Annotated in this window: 17 protein-coding genes; 14 read left to right on the plus strand and 3 right to left on the minus strand. The window is 52.2% G+C overall.

What is annotated here, in order from left to right; genetic code table 11:
• Nucleotides 1-39 precede the first annotated feature (39 nt).
• The 10 genes from secD (at nucleotide 40) to INP77_RS08520 (ending at nucleotide 13,691) form a co-directional block, all read left to right on the plus strand.
• Entirely contained in the window at nucleotides 40-1,869 is a 1,830-nt protein-coding gene (gene secD, locus INP77_RS08475) for a protein translocase subunit SecD (protein ID WP_194748614.1), read from the plus strand.
• Between the two features lie 44 nt (nucleotides 1,870-1,913).
• On the plus strand, nucleotides 1,914-2,858 hold the full coding sequence (gene secF / locus INP77_RS08480) for a protein translocase subunit SecF (RefSeq protein WP_194748615.1): 945 nt from the start codon (nucleotides 1,914-1,916) through the stop codon (nucleotides 2,856-2,858).
• Between the two features lie 81 nt (nucleotides 2,859-2,939).
• Entirely contained in the window at nucleotides 2,940-4,211 is a 1,272-nt protein-coding gene (locus INP77_RS08485) for an HlyC/CorC family transporter (RefSeq protein WP_194748616.1), read from the plus strand.
• Between the two features lie 81 nt (nucleotides 4,212-4,292).
• Entirely contained in the window at nucleotides 4,293-4,604 is a 312-nt protein-coding gene (clpS, locus tag INP77_RS08490; protein ID WP_194748617.1) for an ATP-dependent Clp protease adapter ClpS, read from the plus strand.
• A 274-nt stretch (nucleotides 4,605-4,878) separates the two neighbouring features.
• Nucleotides 4,879-7,134 (plus strand): ATP-dependent Clp protease ATP-binding subunit ClpA, encoded by a 2,256-nt coding sequence (gene clpA / locus INP77_RS08495; protein ID WP_194748618.1) that lies wholly within the window; start codon nucleotides 4,879-4,881, stop codon nucleotides 7,132-7,134.
• Between the two features lie 220 nt (nucleotides 7,135-7,354).
• Nucleotides 7,355-7,708, plus strand: a complete 354-nt coding sequence (locus tag INP77_RS08500) for a hypothetical protein (protein WP_194748619.1) — start codon at nucleotides 7,355-7,357, stop codon at nucleotides 7,706-7,708.
• 93 nt (nucleotides 7,709-7,801) lie between these two features.
• A complete protein-coding gene (locus INP77_RS08505; RefSeq protein ID WP_194748620.1) occupies nucleotides 7,802-9,046 on the plus strand; it encodes a TolC family protein in 1,245 nt (414 codons plus the stop codon).
• A 10-nt stretch (nucleotides 9,047-9,056) separates the two neighbouring features.
• Nucleotides 9,057-10,208, plus strand: a complete 1,152-nt coding sequence (locus tag INP77_RS08510; RefSeq protein ID WP_194748621.1) for an efflux RND transporter periplasmic adaptor subunit — start codon at nucleotides 9,057-9,059, stop codon at nucleotides 10,206-10,208.
• Between the two features lie 3 nt (nucleotides 10,209-10,211).
• On the plus strand, nucleotides 10,212-13,313 hold the full coding sequence (locus INP77_RS08515) for an efflux RND transporter permease subunit (RefSeq protein ID WP_194748622.1): 3,102 nt from the start codon (nucleotides 10,212-10,214) through the stop codon (nucleotides 13,311-13,313).
• Nucleotides 13,314-13,358: 45 nt separating this feature from the next.
• On the plus strand, nucleotides 13,359-13,691 hold the full coding sequence (locus INP77_RS08520) for a P-II family nitrogen regulator (protein WP_194748623.1): 333 nt from the start codon (nucleotides 13,359-13,361) through the stop codon (nucleotides 13,689-13,691).
• A 43-nt stretch (nucleotides 13,692-13,734) separates the two neighbouring features.
• Here INP77_RS08520 and INP77_RS08525 read toward each other — a convergent pair whose 3' ends face one another.
• From INP77_RS08525 to dapA, 3 genes are read right to left on the minus strand one after another with little or no spacing between them, the layout of a single operon-like run.
• Entirely contained in the window at nucleotides 13,735-14,502 is a 768-nt protein-coding gene (locus INP77_RS08525) for an MBL fold metallo-hydrolase (protein ID WP_194748624.1), read from the minus strand.
• A 12-nt stretch (nucleotides 14,503-14,514) separates the two neighbouring features.
• Complete coding sequence (gene bamC, locus INP77_RS08530; protein WP_194748625.1) at nucleotides 14,515-15,771, minus strand: outer membrane protein assembly factor BamC; 1,257 nt, start codon at nucleotides 15,769-15,771, stop codon at nucleotides 14,515-14,517.
• Nucleotides 15,772-15,810: 39 nt separating this feature from the next.
• Nucleotides 15,811-16,692 (minus strand): 4-hydroxy-tetrahydrodipicolinate synthase, encoded by an 882-nt coding sequence (gene dapA / locus INP77_RS08535; protein WP_194748626.1) that lies wholly within the window; start codon nucleotides 16,690-16,692, stop codon nucleotides 15,811-15,813.
• 200 nt (nucleotides 16,693-16,892) lie between these two features.
• Between dapA and rsxB the strand changes: the two genes are divergently transcribed.
• The 4 genes from rsxB to INP77_RS08555 all read left to right on the plus strand — a co-directional run bounded on the left by rsxB (nucleotide 16,893) and on the right by INP77_RS08555 (nucleotide 19,500).
• Nucleotides 16,893-17,621 (plus strand): electron transport complex subunit RsxB, encoded by a 729-nt coding sequence (gene rsxB, locus INP77_RS08540; protein ID WP_194748627.1) that lies wholly within the window; start codon nucleotides 16,893-16,895, stop codon nucleotides 17,619-17,621.
• Between the two features lie 14 nt (nucleotides 17,622-17,635).
• Nucleotides 17,636-18,295: an endonuclease III gene (nth, locus tag INP77_RS08545; protein WP_194748628.1), complete on the plus strand. Its 660-nt coding sequence runs from the start codon at nucleotides 17,636-17,638 to the stop codon at nucleotides 18,293-18,295.
• Between the two features lie 2 nt (nucleotides 18,296-18,297).
• The gene (locus INP77_RS08550) at nucleotides 18,298-18,747 is read left to right on the plus strand and encodes a DUF1841 family protein (protein ID WP_194748629.1); all 450 of its coding nucleotides are present in this window, start codon (nucleotides 18,298-18,300) and stop codon (nucleotides 18,745-18,747) included.
• 105 nt (nucleotides 18,748-18,852) lie between these two features.
• On the plus strand, nucleotides 18,853-19,500 hold the full coding sequence (locus INP77_RS08555; RefSeq protein ID WP_194748630.1) for an MOSC domain-containing protein: 648 nt from the start codon (nucleotides 18,853-18,855) through the stop codon (nucleotides 19,498-19,500).
• The last annotated feature ends 39 nt before the right edge of the window (nucleotides 19,501-19,539 follow it).

A 19,539-nucleotide genomic window follows, 5' to 3' on the forward strand; every position in this document is an offset into this window, starting at 1 on the left:
CGCAACGCGCTTGCCTTTCATTCTGAACAAGAGTTTGTTATGAACCGTTATCCGTTATGGAAATTCGTGCTGATTGGCACCGTGATTGTGATTGGGCTGCTGTACACGATCCCCAACTTTTTTGGGGAGTCGCCTGCGGTACAAATCAGTCCGGCCAAAACTTCGCTCAAGCTGGATGAGGGCTTGCTGCGCAAAGTGGAGGATACGCTCAAGCTCGCGGATATTCCGTTTGATGGCGTGTTTATGGATGCGAGCGGCGTGAAGGTACGTTTTGCCAATACCGATACGCAACTGCTGGCAAAAGACAAATTGGTCGCCAACCTGGGCAAAGACTATACCGTCGCGCTCAATCTGGTGCCACAAACGCCAAACTGGCTGCAAAGCATAGGCGCCAAGCCGATGTATCTGGGTCTGGACTTGCGTGGCGGCGTGCACTTTCTGCTGCAAGTAGACATGAAAGCCGCGCTGGACAAAGCCGCAGAAAGCACCATGGGCGATTTCCGCATGGCCTTGCGTAAAGAAAAAGTCAATTATTTCGGCATTGAGCGCCAAGGCCAAGTGGTGGTAGTGAAATTTGAATCCGAAGCAGAAGCCACCAAAGCACGCAACCTGCTTGCAAAGGACTATTCTGACCTGACTTATAAAATTACGGGCAGCGACAAGGACTTCAACCTGACAGCCAGCATGAGTGTGATGGCGCAAAAACGCATTCAGGAATTCGCGCTCAAGCAAAACCTGCAAACGCTGCACAACCGGATTAACGAGCTGGGTGTGGCTGAGCCTATCGTGCAACAGCAAGGCATGGACCGCATTGTGGTGCAATTGCCTGGTGTGCAAGATACCGCCAAGGCGAAGGAAATCCTGGGCCGGACCGCGACCCTGGAAATCCGCATGGTAGACGAAGAGAAGTCTGACATGGCGACCTTGCAAAAAGCGCAAAGCGGACAGGTGCCGTTTGGCGATGAAATGTTCACTGACCGTGAAGGTCGCCCCGTACTGGTGAAAAAGAATGTGGTGCTGACCGGTGACAGGATTACCGATGCAGGGCCTGGTGTGAATGGCCAAAATGGCGCTTCAGTCGTGAATGTCACGCTGGATGGCCGTGGTGCCGGAATCTTTAAAAATGTCACCCGTGAAAACGTTGGCAAACGCATGGCGATTTTGCTGATTGAAAAAGGTAGCACCGAAGTGATTACAGCGCCGGTGATCAATGAAGAAATTGGCGGTGGCCGCGTACAGATTTCCGGCATGGCCAACGCGCAGGAAGCCACAGACATTTCATTGCTGTTACGTGCCGGGGCATTGGCCGCACCGATGGAAATCATTGAAGAGCGTACTGTGGGCCCAAGCATGGGTGAAGAAAACATCAAACGTGGTGTGCACTCTACCCTGTGGGGCTTTGCCGCGATTGCGGTCATGATGATTGTGTACTACATGGTGTTTGGGGGCGTCTCGGTGATGGCTTTGGGTGTGAATCTGCTATTGCTGGTTGCCATCCTATCCATGTTGCAAGCCACACTTACTCTGCCAGGTTTGGCCGCGATTGCACTGGCCCTGGGGATGGCAATTGACGCCAACGTACTGATCAACGAGCGTATCCGTGAAGAGTTGCGTAACGGCAATACGCCGCAAGCCAGTATCCATGCCGGTTACGATCGCGCGTTTGATACGATTCTCGACTCCAACGTGACGACCTTGATTGCAGGTCTGGCACTGTTCATGTTCGGGACCGGCCCGATCAAAGGCTTTGCTGTGGTTCACGTGCTGGGCATTATGACCTCTATGTTTAGTGCCGTGCTGGTTTCTCGTGCACTGGTGAATCTCTTGTATGGCTATCGCCGCAAGATTGAGCACCTGCGGATCGGCTAATCCGTGACCTGCCACGACTAGAAACGCATTTAAGAGAACACATTATGGAATTATTCAGAATTAAAAAAGACATCCCGTTCATGAGTTACGGGCGTCTGACCACTTCAATCTCGCTGATCACGTTTGTGCTGGCAATTTTCTTCCTGTTTCACCGTGGCCTCAATTATGGGGTGGACTTTACCGGCGGGACCGTGATGGAAGTACATTACCCGGCCGCTGCCAATATCGAGCAAATTCGCCAGGTCATGGATGCGGTTGGCTTGAAAGATGTCACGGTGCAGAACTTTGGTTCCAGCCAGGATGTGCTGATCCGACTGCCCGTTAAAAAAGAATTATCGATTGCCCAGCTCTCTGAAAAAATCTCGACCGCCCTGAAAGGCGCGGACGCAGGTGCTGAAATCCGTCGCGTGGAGTCTGTCGGCTCACAAGTGGGTGAAGAGTTGTATGAAAATGGGGCGTTGGCCTTGCTGTTGGTCTGCGCAGGTATCATGGGTTACCTGGCCTTGCGTTTTGAATGGCGTTTTGCGGTAGCTGCCATCATCGCCAACATGCACGACGTGATTATTATCTTGGGCTTCTTTGCGTTCTTCCAGTGGGAGTTCAACCTGACTGTGCTCGCCGCGATTCTTGCCGTGCTGGGTTATTCGGTGAACGAATCTGTGGTGGTCTTTGACCGTGTGCGTGAAAACTTCAAGAAAATGCGTAAAGCCAGCGCAGTGCAAGTGATTGACAATGCGATTACGCGTACCATGTCACGCACCATCATCACCCATATCATGACGCAAACCATGGTTTGTTCCATGCTGTTTTTTGGTGGCGAAACCTTGCACAACTTCTCCCTGGCCTTGACCATTGGCATTCTGTTCGGCATTTACTCATCCGTATTGGTTGCCTGCCCGATTGCCATGTGGCTAGGCGTCAACCGTGCCAACCTGATTGGTGACAGCGAGAAAAAACCGAAAGAAGACGAAGCCGCCCTCGCCCCCTAAGCCGCGACCTAGTCCCGGTTTCCCTTGATTTTTAGCCACTGGTGAGTACACTAGTGGCTTCTTGTTTTTATCGTCGCCCCCTTGGACAATATCCCCTTAAGCTGGCAGATTTGCCTGCTACTGCTGTTGCTGGCTTTTACGGCCTTTTTCTCTATTGCCGAAACCAGTTTGATGTCGCTGAACCGTTACCGCATGCGACATCTGGCCAAAGAAGGTCACCGCGGGGCTAAACTGGCAAGCCGCTTGATTGCGCAAACCGACAAAACTCTGGGTGCCATCCTGCTGGGCAACACGTTTTGTATTGTGGGCTCCTCGACACTGGAAGTGATTATTTCCGAGCGCCTGTTTGGTGAAGGCGACTATGTGTTGATGTTTGGCTCGCTGGCCATCACTTTTGCCATTCTGGTGTTCAGTGAGATTTCGCCGAAAGTGATTGCCGCTGCCCATGCCGAAAAACTGGGCTTTGCCAGCAGTTACCTGCTCTACCCGCTATTATGGTTATTCACGCCCGTGGTCTGGTTTGTCAATCTGTTTGTCAAAGCCTTCCTCAAAATACTCAGAGTGCGCGTTAACTTTGACGAGCAGGCCCAAGCAGTGACCTCTGAAGAGCTGCGCAGCATTGTCAGCGATGCCGGGCAATATATCCCCTCACAAAGCCGGACCATTTTGCTCAACTTGCTTGATCTGGAAGACATTATTGTCGACGATGCAATGACGGCGCACACCATGGTGGAATTCATCGACCTCGATGATCCGATTGAGCAAATCATGGAACAACTGGTGCGTAGCCACCACTCTCGGCTGCCAGTGCGCCAGGGCGATCATGAAGACATTGTTGGCATTTTACATGTGCGCAAAGTACTGCCGCTCCTGCGCGACTTCCATATTGGCCAGGCGCCCACCAAAGCGTTGCTGCAGGCAGCCATGAGTCTGCCCTACTACATCCCTTCTGGCACGCCGCTGTATACCCAGTTACAGCAGTTCCAGAAGCACCATGAACGCATTGCGCTGGTGGTAGATGAATATGGCGAATTCAAAGGCCTGCTGACACTGGAGGACATTCTGGAAGAAGTGGTCGGTGAGTTCACCACTCAAACGCCAGAACATGAACGCCAGTTTCATCAACATGAAGATGGCAGCTGGCTGGTGGATGGCAGCAGTCTGTTGCGCGATCTCAACCGCAAATTGAAACTCTCGTTGCCTACCGATGGTCCACGTACATTGAATGGACTGATTCTGGAGCACTTTGAGGATATTCCCGAGCAGAATACCAGCTTCAAGATCGGTGATCACCGGCTCGAAATCCTGGAAGCGCAGGACCGTATCGTCAAGCGCGTCAAAATTTATCTTTAAAACACGGCTAACTTCCGTATCCAGCACTTGAATTTTTTAATACAAGGCGCAAAATAAGTCCTAAGACAGGTATACGAAACTATGGCAAGACCCAAGCGTGATAGTGATTTGGCGGTAGCCCCTCAAGTTGCCAAACCCAAACCTCCCGAACTGTTCAAGGTGTTGTTACTCAATGATGACTACACCCCGATGGAGTTTGTGGTGGCAGTGATTGAGCGTTTTTTTAGCAAGACCCGCGAACAAGCGACGCAAATCATGCTCAAAGTACATACCGAGGGTGTGGGCGTATGCGGTGTATACCCACAAGACATAGCCGAAACCAAAATGCACCAGGTGCTGGAGTCGGCCAGAGAAGCGCAACATCCCTTGCAATGCGTCATTGAAGCGGCGTAACACAGGGTTGAAGCCTGAAATAGGCATCGCAAGAATATCGGGCAAATACGCTGACATTCTTGCGCTTCAAAGCATCAGCAGCAGTGGTAGCATGTGAATACATGGTTTCATTCAGTTTGACTCATTTAAACTTGAGCAAATAGTACGATTGGGGCATTGAATTTTTTTGAAAAAAGCACGATAACAAGAAAACAAATCGTTTTTGCCAGTTAGCGAAGGGTTGCTGTTGTGAATCCGGCGTTTTTTGTAGTGTAGTGTATTAAGGAAAGTCATCATGATTGCTCAAGAACTTGAAGTTAGCCTGCACATGGCTTTTATGGACGCGAGACAAAAGCGTCACGAATTGATTACGGTTGAGCATCTGTTATTGGCTATGTTAGATAACCCGACAGCCGCAGAAGTCCTGCGTGCTTGCGGTGCCAAATTTGATACCCTGCGTAGCGAACTCAGCCAATATATTGAAGAACACACGCCGACAGTGGCTGGCAGCGATGAGGTTGACACGCAGCCGACGCTTGGCTTTCAACGCGTCATCCAGCGCGCCATGCTGCATGTGCAGTCCTCCGGCAAAAAAGAAGTGACGGGCGCCAATGTGCTGGTCGCAATCTATGGCGAAAAAGATTCGCATGCCGTGTTCTTCCTGCATCAGCAAGGCGTGACTCGCTTGGATGTGGTCAACTTCATTTCACATGGCGTGGCCAAAATCCAGGAAAACGAGCAAAAATCCAGCAGCAGCGAACAGGAAACTGAAGGTGAAAGTGTCAGCACCGGCGCACTCGAAAACTTCACCCTGAACCTCAATGCGCAAGTTGTTGCGGGCAAAATTGACCCGCTGATTGGGCGTGGCCTGGAACTTGAGCGCGTGATCCAGACATTGTGCCGTCGCCGCAAAAACAACCCGCTGCTGGTGGGTGAGGCAGGCGTAGGTAAAACTGCGATTGCAGAAGGCCTGGCTTCACGCATCGTCAACAAAGAAATTCCAGAAGTGCTGGAAAATGCCACCGTGTACTCGCTCGACATGGGCGCGCTGTTGGCTGGCACCAAATACCGTGGTGATTTCGAGCAACGCTTGAAGGCCGTCATGAAACAATTGTCCGAGAAACCGGATGCGATTTTGTTTATTGATGAAATCCACACACTGATTGGCGCCGGCTCTGCCAGTGGTGGCACGCTGGATGCGAGCAACCTGCTCAAGCCAGCGCTCTCAAACGGTTCCCTCAAGTGCATAGGTGCGACCACTTATCAGGAGTACCGCGGCATCTTCGAGAAAGACCACGCCCTGTCTCGTCGCTTCCAGAAAATCGACGTGCAAGAGCCTAGCGTGGCTGAGACCATTGAAATTCTCAAAGGCCTTAAGACCCGCTTTGAAGAGCATCATAGTGTGAAATATAGTGCCAGCGCCCTGACTGTGGCCGCTGAATTGTCTGCCAAATACATCAACGACCGCCATTTGCCAGACAAGGCGATTGACGTGATTGACGAAGCAGGAGCAGCCCAGCGCATTCTGCCAAAGAGCAAGCAGAAAAAAATTATTGGCAATAAAGAGATTGAAGAGATTATTGCCAAGATTGCGCGCATTCCGCCCAAAAATATTTCCAGTGATGACCGCAATGCGCTCAAAACGCTGGAACGCGATCTCAAAGCCGTGGTGTTTGGTCAGGACAAGGCAATCGAAGTATTGTCTTCTGCCGTCAAAATGGCTCGCAGCGGTTTGGGCAATGGCAACAAGCCGATTGGCAGCTTCCTGTTTGCGGGTCCCACCGGGGTCGGTAAAACCGAGGTGGCCAAACAATTGGCTTACATCCTGGGCATTGAGTTGCTGCGCTTTGATATGTCCGAGTATATGGAGCGTCACGCCGTCTCCCGTCTGATTGGTGCGCCTCCGGGCTATGTCGGCTTTGACCAGGGCGGTTTGTTGACTGAGGCGGTCACCAAGCAACCATACTGCGTATTGCTGTTGGATGAAATTGAAAAAGCTCATCCTGACATCTTCAACATTCTGTTGCAGGTGATGGATCATGGCACGCTAACAGATAACAATGGCCGCAAGGCGGATTTCCGCAACGTCACCATTATCATGACGACTAACGCGGGTGCAGAAAGCATGTCAAAAGCCAGCATAGGCTTTACCAACAGCAAGGACAGCACTGATGAAGCCGCTGACCTCAAGCGTTTGTTCAGCCCTGAGTTCCGTAACCGTCTCGATGCGACCGTGTCGTTCAGCGCCCTGAACCAGGAAGTCATACTGCGCGTGGTAGACAAGTTCTTGATGCAGCTTGAAGATCAGTTGCATGAGAAAAAAGTGGATGTCACCTTCAGTGATGAGCTTAAGGCTTATCTGGGCAGAAAAGGCTTCGATCCACTCATGGGTGCGCGTCCGATGGCACGCCTCATCCAGGATACGATCCGCAAAGCGCTGGCCGATGAATTGCTCTTTGGTAAGCTAAATGATGGTGGTCAGGTCCATATTGATATTGATGAACATGACCAGATTCAGTTGAATTTTAAAGAGGAAACTGTTTCAGCCTGATTTGGATTGAACTTTCATCGCACAAAGGCCACTCTAAACGGTGGCTTTTGTGTTTCTTGCACTGCTTTAGTGCAAAAAAACCATGGACACGAGTCATGCGATTGCTGCCTGGCCCCCGTGTTTTGTTTCAGCCAGGCTTAAAATCAATACGTTAGGGATATGCAAATTGCTGGTATAGTTATTGCTATCAATGAATTGCCTGACAGAACTGATTTTGTACATGCAAAAGATTTTTTATTTTCTACATGTGTTGTGTTTGCTGTTTGCACTGCAAACAACGGCCGCCGAACCGGCGGCCACCACTACCCTGCTCGAGACCGGCTTGCTTGACAACGCCGTCACTACAGTCGCGAGCCTGGCTAATGCATCCGATGACGCGTTGTCTGCGGACTTTGGAGAGGTGAGCAACTCGGTAGACATGCTTGAGATTGCCGAAATCGACATTGATAAAATCCTGCTCCCCGGATTCAGTTACCCATTACATAAAACCCAGTTCCATCCTCCCGAACATCAATCCTCTTCCTATCACTTGCTCTTATCCTTCTGGCTAGACCGGCCTCCGCAATCCGTTTAAAGACGTCGTGCCTGCGCGCATCCTCAGGATGTGACGCAGGTGTCATATGTATTCACAGAGTGCTGTCAACAGCACGCTGTCATGAGGATCATTATGTTGTCTTGTATTCGTTGGCGAACCTTATACTGGCTGGGATGGCTGTGTAGCCTGCCCGCCCTCGCACTGGCCGAAGGCCAAACTTTTGACTTGCAAATGCTGCTGGACAAAGCCGTGGCTGAGAATCCCACCATTGCAGTGAGTAAAGCTCAAACGGCAGCTGCTGCCGCTGGCGTCACCGTGTCGCGTTCTTACTATAATCCAGACCTGGAAATCATGGCGGGACCTGCCAGATATCGTAATGCCCCAGGTACGACCAACCAGAACTATGGCGTGACCATTTCCCAGCCACTGGACTTTCTTAGCACACGCGCCTCCCGTCGTGAATATGCTGAGCAGCAGTTTAATTACGCCGAGAAAGGTATCCACACTACCAGCTTTGACTTGCGTAACCAGATTAAAGCGGCTTATTTGAATGTGTTACTTCGCCAGCAGATTATGGAAATGCTGGGCGCAAACCTGGCGTTACTGCAGCAAGTACAAAGCCGCGTCAAACGCAAAGTTGAAATAGGCGAAGCGGCCAGATATGAATTGATCAAGGCGGATACTGAATTACTGGCCACTGAACGTGACTATGCCAGTGCACAAACCAGAATTGACGAAGCCAAAGCCATGTTGCATGGCATGATCGGCAATATGCCTGACGCGTTTGAGATCAAGCGGCAGTTACCTACCATCTCGAACCTACCCGACATCACCGAATTGAGACGTTCGGCGGAGAACAATCCTTACCTGCAACAGCTGCAGAGTGCCAGGGACAGTGCTGAAGCCAAACTCAAACTGGAGCAGGCGCTACGTTTCCCCGGGGTGACCGTGAAGTCAGATTTCACGCAAGACCCGGACCTGAATACCTTAAGAGTAGGCGTGGTGGTGCCTTTACCGGTCTGGAACCGGCGCGAAGGCCAGATAGCACAAGCAGTGGCGGGGATTGAGGAAGCCAATGCCAACATCAAGCAGCAGCAACTATTGCTGCGTAAAGAGATAGACAGCGCCTATCAACGGACCGTGATTGCCAGCAACCAGCTAAAAGCGTTTGAAAACGGCTTGTTGCAACAATCGCAGGCAACCTTGAGTCGCGCTGAAGCGGCTTATAAATTCGGAGAACGCGGCATTCTGGAGTATCTGGATGCACAACGCGTCAATCGTGAAGTCAAACGGGACTACCTGATTGCCAAATTCGATTATTTTTTCAGTGTCTTGCAAATCGAACGTTTCATCGGTTCCGATTTGGTACAACCTTAAGGGGATGGTCATGTCTCGTGTGTTATTTTCAACTTTACTGGTCGCCGCGCTGGCTGTGATGTCTACCGCGTGCTCAGAAAAACCTGCTCCGGTTGCAGAAAAAAAAGAAGTCGTCGACCCTAGCCTGGTCACCTTGACCAAAGAATTACAAGCCAACGTCAAGGCCGGCCCGGTCACCGAAGTACAGTTCGTCGATACTTTGCGCATCCCTGGCCGTATCCAGGTGGATGAACAATATGAATCGCGTGCAGGGGCGTCGATTACCGGTCGTATCAGTACACTCGATGTCAATCTGGGCGACGAAGTTAAAGCAGGCCAGCGTCTGGCCACCATCAAAAGTACAGAGCTGGCGCAGTATCAACTAAGTTATATTAAAGCCAGCCAGCAGATGCAATTGCATAGAAAGGCCGTTGACCGCGCCAAGCAATTGCTTGAAGCCGACGTGATCAGCCCGGCCGAATTACAGCGCCGTGAAGGTGAGCTCAATGCCGCCAATGCAGAGGTCAATGCTGCCCGCGACCAGTTACTGGTCCTTGGCATGGCGCCTAATGCCATCGCACAGCTGGGTCTGGCCAATAGCGGCATGTCTACCAGCCAGGTCAATTCAAAAATCACCGGCACGGTCATCGCGCGTAATGCCAGACTGGGGCAAGTCGTCGCCCCGGCCGAAGAACTGTTTGTGATTGCAGACTTATCGCATGTCTGGGCGGTTGCCGAGATTCCTGAACAGCAAATTGCACATATCAGCGAAGGCCAAACCATCAATATTGAGGTACCGGCTCTGGGCGATGCCGAATTGACCGGCAAGCTGGCGTTTGTGGGCGATATTGTTAATCCGGCCACACGGACCGTGATGGCGCGTGCCAATATCGATAATAGCAAAATGCTGTTAAAGCCAGACATGCTGATCACCATCCTACTCGAGGCTAAACCGGAAAAAGTTGTGGCTGTACCCGCGACGGCTGTGGTGCGTGAAAACAATGCAGACCATGTTTTTGTGCAAACCATGAAACCAACGCAATACAAACTGATGCCTGTCACCCTCGGTAGAACCTATCAGGGTTACCGGGAAGTATTACAGGGCTTGCAAGCTGGTGACCAAATCGTGCTGGATGGCGCTTTTCACGTCAATAACGAGCGTAAGCGCAAAGAAATGGAGTAAGGCATGATTGAGTCTTTAATTCGCAGCGCGCTCAAGCAGCGCCTGATTGTGTTGGTGCTTGCCATCGCCCTGATTGGCGCCGGTTTATTTGCCGTTAAAAAACTGTCTGTCGACGCATTTCCTGATGTGACCAACGTTCAGGTCATGATTGCGACACAGGCCACCGGAAAATCTCCGGAAGAAGTTGAGCGGTTTATCACCGTACCGCTGGAAATCGCCATGACCGGCCTGCCCGGCCTCACTGAAATGCGATCGGTGAATAAAAACGCCCTGTCGCTGATTACGCTGGTTTTCACTGACAGCACCGATGTGTATTTCGCCCGACAATTGGTGATGGAACGCCTGATGGAAGTCATGGAGCGTATGCCTCAAGGCGTGACGCCTATTCTTGGGCCGGTCTCCACTGGCTTGGGGGAGGTGTATCAATTCACGCTGGACAAACCCAGTGATGGCAAAAAAGAGCTGACGCGTGAAGACCTGACCGAAAGACGCGCCATCCAGGATTGGGTCGTGCGCCCATTGCTGCGCGGTATTCCCGGTGTGGCCGAGATTAACTCTCAAGGCGGTTACGTTAAACAATATCAGGTCCTGGTCAATCCTGACCGCATGACGCATTTTTCGATCAAGCTCAAAGATGTGTATGAAGCGTTAGCGCGTAATAATGCCAACAGTGGCGGCGGCATTCTGCCCCACTATGCCGAGCAATACCTGATCCGCGGTGTGGGCCTGGTGCAAAACCTGGACGATATCCGCAACATGGTGCTCAAGGAAGAAAACGGCATCCCGGTCTACATCCGTGATGTCGCAGAAGTCACCATAGGCCATGAAGTGCGCGTCGGCGTGGTGCTGAAAAATGGTGATACCGAATCCGTGGGTGGCATTGTCATCATGATGCGTGGCGGCAACGCCAAGGAAGTAGTCAGCCGTATCAAAGCGCGGGTAGAAGAAATCAACAGCAAAGGCATGCTGCCGCATGGCTTGCAGATCGTGCCTTATTATGATCGTAGCGAACTGGTGGATGCGGCACTACACACTGTTACCAAAGTGCTGATTGAAGGCATTATTCTAGTGATTGTGATTCTGTTCCTGTTCCTGGGCGACGTGCGTTCCAGCCTGATTGTGGTCGGCACGCTGGTGTTGACGCCACTAATTACCTTTATGGTGATGAACCATTACGGCATTTCTGCCAACCTGATGTCGCTGGGTGGTCTGGCGATTGCCATAGGCTTGATGGTCGATGGATCAGTCGTGGTGGTTGAAAATACGTTTCACCACCTGGGGCACCGTAAAGACGAAAGCCGGATTCGCGTGGCACTGGAAGCTGCCACGGAAGTGGCGACACCCGTCTTGTTTGGCGTAGGCATTATTATTCTGGTGTTCTTGCCATTGATGACACTGGAAGGCATGGAAGGCAAAATGTTTGCGCCTCTGGCCTACACCATTGCCATTGCCCTGTTTGTGTCGCTGATCTTGTCGCTGACCCTGACGCCAGCGCTGTGCTCCTATGTCTTAAAGGGCGGGAGCGGTGAAGACACCAAGCTGATACAGACGATCAAGCAACCCTATTTATCCGCTCTGAACTGGGTACTCAATAACGAGAAAAAAACCATTACTTTCTCGGCGCTTTTATTTATTGGCACCATTGCGCTATTCCCATTTTTAGGGACTTCTTTTATCCCAGAAATGAAAGAAGGCTCGATTGTGCCGGGCATTAACCGTGTCCCTAATATTTCGCTCGAAGAATCCATGAAAATGGAAAACAAGGCGATGAAGCTGATCATGGAGCAAGTGCCGGGCGTCAAGTCTGCCATCTCCGGCCTCGGCCGTGGTGAAAGCCCGGCCGATGCGCAGGCACAAAACGAGTCCACCCCCATTATCAGCCTGAAACCGCGTGATGAATGGCCGGAAGGCTGGACACAGGATGATATTGCGGAAAAAATGCGTCAAGTGCTTGAGAAGTACATCCCGGGCGTGCAAATCATCATGGCGCAGCCTATTTCTGACCGCGTGGATGAGTTGCTGACTGGGGTGCGTGCCGATGTCGCCGTCAAGATCTTCGGTGAAGATCTGGATATGCTGAAACAAAAAGCGGACGAAATTGCCAAGATTGCCGGCACGGTCAAAGGCGCGACAGAAATCAAGGTAGAAAAAGTCTCCGGGCAACAATACCTGAATATTACGATTGACCGTCAGGCGATTGCCCGTCATGGCATCAACACTGCCGATGTGCATGACATCGTTGAAACAGCCATTGGCGGCAAAATCGCCACCGAGATTTTTGAGGGACAACGCAGATTTTCAGCCGCAGTGCGCTATCCAGAATCTTTCCGTAATAATGAAGAAGCTATCCGTAATATTATGTTGACCTCCCCTAACGGCTCGCGTGTGGCGCTGGACGATGTAGCGGATATTGAGGTCAAGGATGGCCCGGCGCAGATCAGCCGCGAGCTGGCCAAACGCCGCATTGTCATCGGTGTTAACGTGAAAGACCGTGACTTGGGTGGTTTTGTAGCGGAGCTGCAACAAGTGCTGGATCAGCGCCTGCAATTGCCCGATGGTTACTACCTTGAGTATGGTGGCCAGTTCCAGAACATGGAGCGGGCCATGGGTCACCTGATGATTATTATCCCAGTCACCATTGCGGCGATTTTCTTCTTGCTGTTCTTGCTGTTCCAGTCGATACGCTTTGCCACCATGATTATTCTGGTGCTGCCATTTGCTTCGATTGGCGGCGTGATTGCCTTGTTTGTCACCGGCGAATATTTATCAGTCCCGGCCTCTGTCGGCTTTATTGCCCTGTGGGGGATTGCCGTGCTCAATGCCGTGGTGCTGGTGTCTTATATCCGTACCTTGCGTGATGAAGGCCTGAGTCAACTGGAGGCGATTCGCAAGGGCTGCGCGCAGCGGTTCCGACCAGTCATGATGACGGCCACGGTAGCCATGCTCGGTCTGGTGCCGTTTCTGTTTGCCACCGGCCCAGGCTCAGAGGTACAGCGGCCATTGGCGATCGTGGTGATTGGTGGCTTGATCACTTCAACCTTGTTGACACTGATTGTGGTGCCAACCTTGTACCGTAAGTTTGAAGAAAGCAAAATAGAGGCATAATCCATGCCTAAACAAGCGACGTAAAAATATTCAGGGTGACTGTTTATGAAAGAAATCAAAGCGGTTGTACAACCAGCGAGATTACCTAAAATCCGCTCGGCCTTGCGCAATATCAAAGGCTTCCCCGGCATGTCCGTCAACAAGATGGAAGGCTGCGGTCCGCACCTGCAAAAACCGAGTGTCGGGGTGCGCGAAGAGCTGACCGATTACAGCCCTAAAGTCTATCTGTACATGGTGGTACCGGATGACCTGGTAGAGGGCATCTTGCAAACCATCGTCGAGGTAGCCCATACCGGCAATGTGGGAGATGGCATTGTCTGGGTGACCCCTGTGGAACGCATGATCAGGCTCTCAGAGCAAATCATGGTGCTAGACTAGCGATCATGTGGCACTAAGTTAGGCGGAGGCATACTGGCTTGCCTTACAAGTCGCGCCAGTCCAGTCCCTCAGCCTGATGGGCAATGCCTATCCAGTCACTGGCACAATGCAAGACTTCACTCAACGCCTGCCTGGCCAAGGCAGGCGTATTATTTTTCTCGCTTAAATGCGCAGCAACCAGATGCTTGAGGCGGCGGTTATCCAGCTGACTCAGCAGCTGGGCACTGGATTGATTGTCCAGATGCCCCAACCAGCCACCTACCCGTTTTTTTAGCGAGTGTGCATAAGGTCCGGTGCGCAACATCTCCAGATCATGATTGCACTCAAGCAGCAAGCCATCACACGCCTGTAGCATGGCCACGATGTGCGGGGTCACACTGCCAACATCTGTAAGCACACCCAGCTTGTGCTCGCCATCCGTAAACACAAATTGTGCGGGTTCGCGGGCATCATGTGGCACAGGATAGGGATGGACCTCTATGTCTTGCAGGGCAAATGACGTATGGGCATCAATCAGCTTTACCGTCACCGCCTGGCTAGGCAAATAGCGCTCGCACATGCGGTAGGTGCCATGCGTGAGCCAGACTGGGATCTGGTAACGTGCAGCCAGTTTAAACGCGCCTCGCGCATGATCGTCGTGCTCATGCGTCACCAGGATGCCAGTCAGTTGCTCAGGGGCCAACTGCAAGCGCGCCAGACGCTGCACGGTATCCTTGACACTAAAGCCGCAGTCAAGCAAAAGCCGGGTTTCCCCGGCTTCTACCAGCGTGGCATTGCCTGCGCTGCCACTGCCCAATGATGCAAATCGCACGCGCGGACCCGCTTATTTCAATTGATCATACAACAGCGAAATAATGCGGTTTGCCGTAGTGGAGGTATTGCGTTTGTTGTCAGGCGTCAACACATACACATCGGTGGTGTCATCGGCATTTTCCAGCACCTGGATATGGTATTGCTTGCTCGACTTGTCACCATCGGACGTGCCTTTCCAGAATTTGCTTTTATCACCGGATTTAACCTCGGCCGGTGCATTACTCTTCTCATCATCGTCACTGCTCCAGAATTTCAAGCGCTCCAGCAAGCCTTTTTTCTGCTTGATCGGGTCCTCAGCATCCGTATCTGCATAACGCACATAGAAAATACCTTCAGAGCGGTTTTTATCCTCGGTCACAAAACCAATACGGTCCAGCGCCAGGCCCACACGGCGCCATGCACGGTCAAACGGCTCATTAAGTTTGAGCGTCACGCTCTGGTCCGGCTCTTTTACCACATCGGCGCGCTTGTCCGAAACCGCCTGCGTCATTACTTGATCGGCTTTCTGCTCATCCAGACCAAGCTTGACCATCATTCGGCGCAACAACTCCGCATCCAGATCAGCATCAAACTCTTTCCCTGCATTATTTTTGTTATCAGCCGCATTCGGACGATAGCCGGTATCAATCACCCCTAACTGAGTGGTGACGTAGTTTTTGCCATCATCTGGCGCACCGGCAACGGTACGGTGCGTCATATAAATTTCAGTGGTACCCTCTTTTTCGCCGCGCTCCAAACGGGTACGGAACTTACGTCTGTCAGCAAAGCCGGAGAGCTTATCCAGCCAGGCATCAAACTTTTCGCCATACCCACGGTTGTCCTCTTTGGGCTTGATGGCATCCGACTGCAACCACTCTGTCTCGATCACCCCAAGTTCAGGATTCTCGACACGGACGGCAAAGCCTTGATCAAGCCAGAAATCACGCACCAGCGGCCAGATTTTTTCCGGTGGCGCATTCACCACCAGCCAGCGCTGGGAACCCGCTTTGACCATACGCACATTTTTCATGTCAGCCAGCACGGGCTGCGGACCATTCTGCTCTTGCGCTTCCTGGTTTTGGCTATAAGCCGAATAGCTGGTGGCGCCTGGCACATTGTAGGTGCTGCTGGTGCGGACCGACGTCAGGTCAGGCGGCACTTCAAGTGGCTTGGAACGACTGGCCCCCTTGTAGTCCGAACTGTTGTTCATAAACGGGATAGAATCGCAGGCGGCCAACACAGTCACCAGACTGAACAGCACTGCGCGTTGTAACCATACATGACTCATGTGTTTCACTAGCCTTATCCTAAATTAGTCTTTGCACGCTCAAACAGCGGCGATTTCTGCCTGCTGCATGGCGTGACGCAATACTTCATGATACTGGCCCGACAAATTGACCAGCGGCAGACGGATCCCGGTACCGATCAAGCCCATTTGTTGCAATACCCATTTCACGGGGATGGGGTTGGCCTCAACAAACAGTTTCTGGTGCAGGGCAAACAGTTTGGCATTGGCCGCCTTGGCGGCAACCAGGTTGCCACTCAAGGCCTGCACGCACATTTCGTGCATCAGTTTCGGTGCCACATTCGCCGTCACGGAAATAACCCCTTTGCCACCCAGCAACATCAGCGCCAGTGCTGAGGCATCATCGCCACTGTAGACCGCAAAATCTGATGGCGCGCGCAGCAGCAAATCGGTGCCCCGCTCAATGCCTCCTGTCGCATCTTTGATGCCGACGATGTTGCGTAGCTGCGCCAGGCGCAACACAGTGTCATTGCTCAGGTCGCACCCGGTGCGGCCAGGCACATTGTATAAAATTTGCGGGATATCGACGGCTTCAGCCACTGCTTTAAAGTGCTGATACAAGCCCTCTTGTGAAGGTTTGTTGTAATAAGGTGCGACCAGCAGGCAGGCATCCGCACCCAAACTTTTGGCTTTGGCAGTTAAAGCAATGGCTTCAGCGGTAGAGTTAGCACCAGTACCGGCAATCACCGGCACCCGCTTGGCGACATAATCCACCGTGGTTTTAATCAGCAGGCAATGCTCGTCTACGTCTACGGTGGGGGACTCACCGGTCGTCCCGACAATCACAATACCGTCCGTACCGGCATCGACATGAAAGTCGATCAGCTTTTTGAGTGCGTCCAGATCCAAACGACCATCTTCAAACATCGGGGTCACAATTGCGACCAAACTGCCCGTCAACATACCTAACGCCATTCAATAATAAAGCCAATATTTTAACTGATTATACGCATGAACGCCAAAGAACCACTTGCAAGGCGTCTGTGACTCCATAATCCTGCCAGCAGCATAGATTTAAACAGTGGGGATACGGCATAAAGTCCTGAGTAACGCACCCTTTCAGTTATAATCAATCCATTCGGATTAACGCTCGTCCAAGCTCCATGCCGCCTTCCGCACAGCCATCAGCAGACCTCACGCAGACAGGCGTAACCGCGCCAGAGAACCCTGCCAGACTAGAGCCATTGATCAGTCAAATTGATGCCCTGCTGCCACAAACCCAGTGCGGCCAATGTGGATATAACGGCTGCCGACCCTACGCTGGCGCCATTGCTCGCGGCGAGGCAAACATCAACCAGTGCCCGCCTGGCGGCGACGCTGGCATACACGCACTGGCCGCCTTGCTCAACCAACCCTACCAAGCGCTCAATCCCGCACATGGCGTGACCAAAGGCAAACTGGTGGCCGTGATTGATGAAGACGCCTGCATTGGCTGTACGCTGTGTATCAAGGCCTGCCCGGTTGATGCCATCGTCGGCGCCTCCAAGCAAATGCATACGGTGATCGCGCAGGAATGCACCGGCTGTGAATTGTGCCTGCCGCCCTGTCCGGTCGATTGCATCAGCCTGCAAGCCGTGCCGGGGCGGCAGATGGCAATGTCTCCCGCAGAATCCGACCTGGCAAGACGCCGCCATCAACAGCGGCAAAAACGCTTGGCGCTTGAAAATCACGCAACAGCCCACACCTATCCCAAAGACCAGCCCCGGATGGAGACGAGACCGGCCAGCGACACCGCGCAGCCAACCCCGACCGCTACCGAGGCACTCAAACAGGCGGCAATTGCAGCCGCGCTGGCGCGTATTAAAGCCAGGCAAGCTAAGCTGCCCCAATAGATTGAAATCTTGTGATGAATGCTCAAAAAAGACAGGCCATTTTTGAAAGACTGGCGCAGGCCATTCCCAACCCCACCACAGAACTCGAGCATAGCTCTACCTTCGAGTTGCTCATTGCGGTGATTTTGTCTGCACAAGCGACAGACAAAGGCGTGAACATCGCCACGCGCAAGCTGTTCAAGGTCGCCAATACGCCGGCAAACATCCTGGCACTTGGGGTCGAAGGCCTGGAAAGTTATATCAAAACCATAGGCTTGTATCATGCCAAAGCCCAAAACGTGCTCAAATGTTGCGAGCAATTGCTGACCTTGCATGACGGTGAAGTTCCAGATACCCGAGAAGCGCTCGAAGCCCTGGCCGGGGTTGGCCGCAAAACCGCTAATGTGATCCTGAATACCGCCTTTGGCCAACCCACCATTGCGGTCGATACCCATTTATTCCGCGTCGGCAACCGCACCAAACTGGCTCAGGGTAAAAATGTACTCGAGGTCGAACAGCGTTTTTTGAGCTCGACGCCTAAAGCCTTTTTAAAAGATGCGCATCATTTGCTGATTCTGCATGGCCGCTATACCTGCACAGCCCGCAACCCTAAATGTGGTGAATGTTGCATCGCCGATTTATGTGAATTTCACGACAAACAGATACAGCCGGTTGCCCCACCGGCAGGAGTTTAGCCATGGCCTTGTTTAATCCCAGCCGCGATGAAGTGAGGCAGTTTTTCTTTGATGCCTGGGCAAAATTCAAACAGCTACAAGCCTTGACCGAGCTGGAGAAAATGGCCGTGGGCATCATGCATATGCATCCCGAATACCATGACATCCTGGACCAGCCAGCCCATTACCTGCAACAGGCTTACTACCCTGAAATGGGAGAAACCAATCCGTTTTTGCATATGAGTTTGCATCTGTCCATACAGGAACAAATCAGCATCAACCAGCCGATCGGCATTACGCAAGCCTACGGCAAACTGTGTACCCGCTTTCAGGAAGAGCACGCCGCCCAGCATGCCTTGCTCGAATGCCTGGCAGAAACCATCTGGCTGGCGCAGCACAATCAAACCGGTCTCGATGCCGCGCATTATTTGCAATTGATAGAACAACGCGCAGACATGCCCCCCAGTCAATAAGGCCTGGTATGTGCGTATGCTGGAAGATAAGTTGAATCACTTATTAAAGCACAAGGCGATTTATGCGAGCATGACAAGATCACCGACTCCCCTCTCTAGCTTGCTATGAAACTACTTTCAGTCAATGCGGCCTTGCCGCAAACCGTTCACATCAACGGCAAACCCGTCCTCACTGGCATTTATAAAACACCCCTGACAGGCCAGGTTGCCTTGCAAGCGCTGGGCCTGGCGGGCGATGGTCAGGCCGATTTGACCGTGCATGGCGGCGAACACCAGGCCTTGTATGCCTACCCGGTTGAGCATTATGCGCATTGGCAAAACCGCTGGCAAAAAAGTACACTCGCGTATGGCACTTTTGGCGAAAACCTCACCGTACGAGGATTGCTCGAAAGTGACGTCTGTATCGGCGATATCCTGCAAATCGGGGATGTGGTGCAGGTACAAGTGACCATGCCGCGCATTCCGTGCTTTAAATTCGGCCACAAAGTGGGCAAGCCCGACATGCTGGATGAGTTCTTGCGTAGCGGCTACAGCGGTTTTTACTTGCGTGTGCTGCAAGTCGGCCTCATTCAAGCCGGTGACGACATCCAGATTTTGCAGCGCGACGTGCACGGCATCAGCATACGCACCGCACTAGGACTGCAAAAACTCGGGGAAGGAGACCAGAAGCTGCTGCAAAAAGCCTTGCAGGTAAGTACGCTGGCGCCATTGCTACGCAAAGTCTATTCTGAACGACTGTCGCAACTGGGATAGTGTGTGTCACACCCATGGGAGCTTACGTCACTCTCCTGC

Source organism: Methylophilus sp. 13, from assembly GCF_015354335.1.
In the GTDB taxonomy this organism is placed as follows: domain Bacteria; phylum Pseudomonadota; class Gammaproteobacteria; order Burkholderiales; family Methylophilaceae; genus Methylophilus; species Methylophilus glucosoxydans.

Bases quoted from the DNA above. Each gene is read 5' to 3' on its own strand.
- rsxB (WP_194748627.1), top strand. From the start codon at position 16,893: ATGCCGCCTTCCGCACAGCCATCAGCAGACCTCACGCAGACAGGCGTA.
- INP77_RS08505 (WP_194748620.1), top strand. From the start codon at position 7,802: ATGTTGTCTTGTATTCGTTGGCGAACCTTATACTGGCTGGGATGGCTG.
- bamC (WP_194748625.1), bottom strand. From the start codon at position 15,771: ATGAGTCATGTATGGTTACAACGCGCAGTGCTGTTCAGTCTGGTGACT.
- secD (WP_194748614.1), top strand. From the start codon at position 40: ATGAACCGTTATCCGTTATGGAAATTCGTGCTGATTGGCACCGTGATT.
- nth (WP_194748628.1), top strand. From the start codon at position 17,636: ATGAATGCTCAAAAAAGACAGGCCATTTTTGAAAGACTGGCGCAGGCC.
- INP77_RS08515 (WP_194748622.1), top strand. From the start codon at position 10,212: ATGATTGAGTCTTTAATTCGCAGCGCGCTCAAGCAGCGCCTGATTGTG.
- INP77_RS08555 (WP_194748630.1), top strand. From the start codon at position 18,853: ATGAAACTACTTTCAGTCAATGCGGCCTTGCCGCAAACCGTTCACATC.
- secF (WP_194748615.1), top strand. From the start codon at position 1,914: ATGGAATTATTCAGAATTAAAAAAGACATCCCGTTCATGAGTTACGGG.
- INP77_RS08520 (WP_194748623.1), top strand. From the start codon at position 13,359: ATGAAAGAAATCAAAGCGGTTGTACAACCAGCGAGATTACCTAAAATC.
- INP77_RS08500 (WP_194748619.1), top strand. From the start codon at position 7,355: ATGCAAAAGATTTTTTATTTTCTACATGTGTTGTGTTTGCTGTTTGCA.
- INP77_RS08550 (WP_194748629.1), top strand. From the start codon at position 18,298: ATGGCCTTGTTTAATCCCAGCCGCGATGAAGTGAGGCAGTTTTTCTTT.
- INP77_RS08510 (WP_194748621.1), top strand. From the start codon at position 9,057: ATGTCTCGTGTGTTATTTTCAACTTTACTGGTCGCCGCGCTGGCTGTG.
- clpS (WP_194748617.1), top strand. From the start codon at position 4,293: ATGGCAAGACCCAAGCGTGATAGTGATTTGGCGGTAGCCCCTCAAGTT.
- dapA (WP_194748626.1), bottom strand. From the start codon at position 16,692: ATGTTGACGGGCAGTTTGGTCGCAATTGTGACCCCGATGTTTGAAGAT.
- clpA (WP_194748618.1), top strand. From the start codon at position 4,879: ATGATTGCTCAAGAACTTGAAGTTAGCCTGCACATGGCTTTTATGGAC.